General features: G+C 71.0%; 1 protein-coding gene. It reads right to left on the bottom strand.

What is annotated here, in order from left to right; genetic code table 11:
- Nucleotides 1–18: 18 nt before the first annotated feature.
- Nucleotides 19–1,689, bottom strand: coding sequence for an IS1182 family transposase (locus AB0M27_RS47615; protein WP_365732439.1), 1,671 nt, complete (start codon nt 1,687–1,689; stop codon nt 19–21).
- Nucleotides 1,690–1,722 lie beyond the last annotated feature (33 nt).

The following is a 1,722-nucleotide window of genomic DNA, read 5'->3' as shown; positions in this document are numbered from 1 at the left end:
GACCCCGTTGCTGATCTCTCATTTCGAGGGGTGGGTGAGGAGGCGGGATAAGTGGGTGGTGCGGGTGCGCTCGGGGCGGTGGCCTTGCTTCCAGGCGTCGATGCGGATGAGGTTGATGGCAGTGGCGGCGAGACAGTGGCCCAGGTGGGTGGCGGCGGCGGTGCGGTAGCGGCTTCGACGCGCGTGGGTGCGGTGCACGATCTGGCAGACCGTTGCCTCGATTCCGGCCCGGGGTCGGTAGCGTTCCCGCCAAGCGTCGGTGTCTTGTTCGCGTCGGCGCTGCTGGAGCGCGGCTCGCTGAGCGGGCTCGCGCAGGGTGAGTGCTCGTCCCCACTTGCCGTTGCCTGCTGTCGTGCACTTCGAGCGCAGTGCGCAGGTGCGGCAGGCCGCCGCGTCGAAACGGACCTGGACCAAGGGGACGTGTGTGCGGCGGCTGCTGCGGGTGGTCGCCCAGGAGATGCTGGTCTGCCCGGCCGGGCAGACCGCCTGGCGCAGTGCGTCGTCGATGTGGAAGTGGTCGTGGCCGAAGCGCTCGTGGCCATCGCCTCCGGCGACGGGGCGGGCGGGGCCGACGAGGTCGATGCCGTGTTCCTGGCGGGCGGCGACCAGGGTGCCGGCCGTGACGTAGCCGCTGTCGACGAGCTGCTCGGCAGGCAGCAGTTCCCGCGCGGCGAGACGGGTGTGGATGCCGGGCAGGGCCTGGCTGTCGCCCTCGGCTGCGCAGGCTGTGGCGACGTCCGTGATCAGCCGGGGCGCGTCATCGTCGCAGCTCTCGGTCAGGTGCAGCCAGTAGCCCGTCCAGCCGGTGGTCTTCTTGATGCCATAACGCGCGTCGGTGTCATAGGGGCTGACCAGCCGCTGATGTCCCGGTGGCAGGTCCTCTCCCTCGCGAGCGCGGACGCCGGACCTGTCGCGGTGGTACTGCTGCACCCAGGTCCGGCGCAGGGTCTGAAGGGCGGGGACGCGACGCAGCCAGTCGGGGGCATCGGGCCGCCAGGCGGCCGTAAGCAGGTGGAAGCCGTCCTCACCGACCTGACGCAGCCAGCTGTCGCGGTCCTGGTCGTCGGGCAGCCCGTGCCAGGAGTCCACGCGCTCCCCATACCGGCCCAGCCAATCGGTCTCCCGCGCCGCCAAGGCCTGCTCCAGCCAGTCCGGTGCAGCAGCGGCGAGCGCCTCCAACGCGGCGCGCAGGGTCTCCGCGACAAACTCCATCCGGTTCAGCAGACGCACGTCGGCGACCACCCGGGTGGAATCGGTGCGCTGACGCCCGCCCCGGCGCAGCAGCCCCTGGTCGGCGGCCGTCTCCAGCACCGCCTCCAAAACCCGCTCTTCCAGGCCATGCGCGGTCAGCCGGGCCCGGAAGCGGGCCAGCAACGAGTGATCAAATCCGCTGTCGTCCAGTTCCAGGCCCAGCAGGTACTTCCAGTCGATCCGAGCCCGCACGGCCTCGGCGGCCTGCCGGTCGGACAGCCCCTCGGCGTACTGCATCACCGACACCATCGCCAGCGCGCCCGGCGAGGCGGCCGGGCGCCCATCAGACGGGAAGGCAGCTGCGAACAGCATGTCGTCGAAGACCTGTCCCAGACTGTCGCGCAGCCGGATCGCCAGCGACCCCTTCGGGAAGGCCCTGCACGCCACCCGCCGCGTCAGCTCCGGGATCTCCCCACCCGACCACGACTCCAACGACACTGAACATCACCGCCAACGAACTCGATCCTCCGC

The organism is Streptomyces sp. NPDC052107, assembly GCF_040680215.1.
Classification (GTDB): domain Bacteria; phylum Actinomycetota; class Actinomycetes; order Streptomycetales; family Streptomycetaceae; genus Streptomyces.
This window is presented reverse-complemented; position numbering and strand designations above follow the sequence as displayed.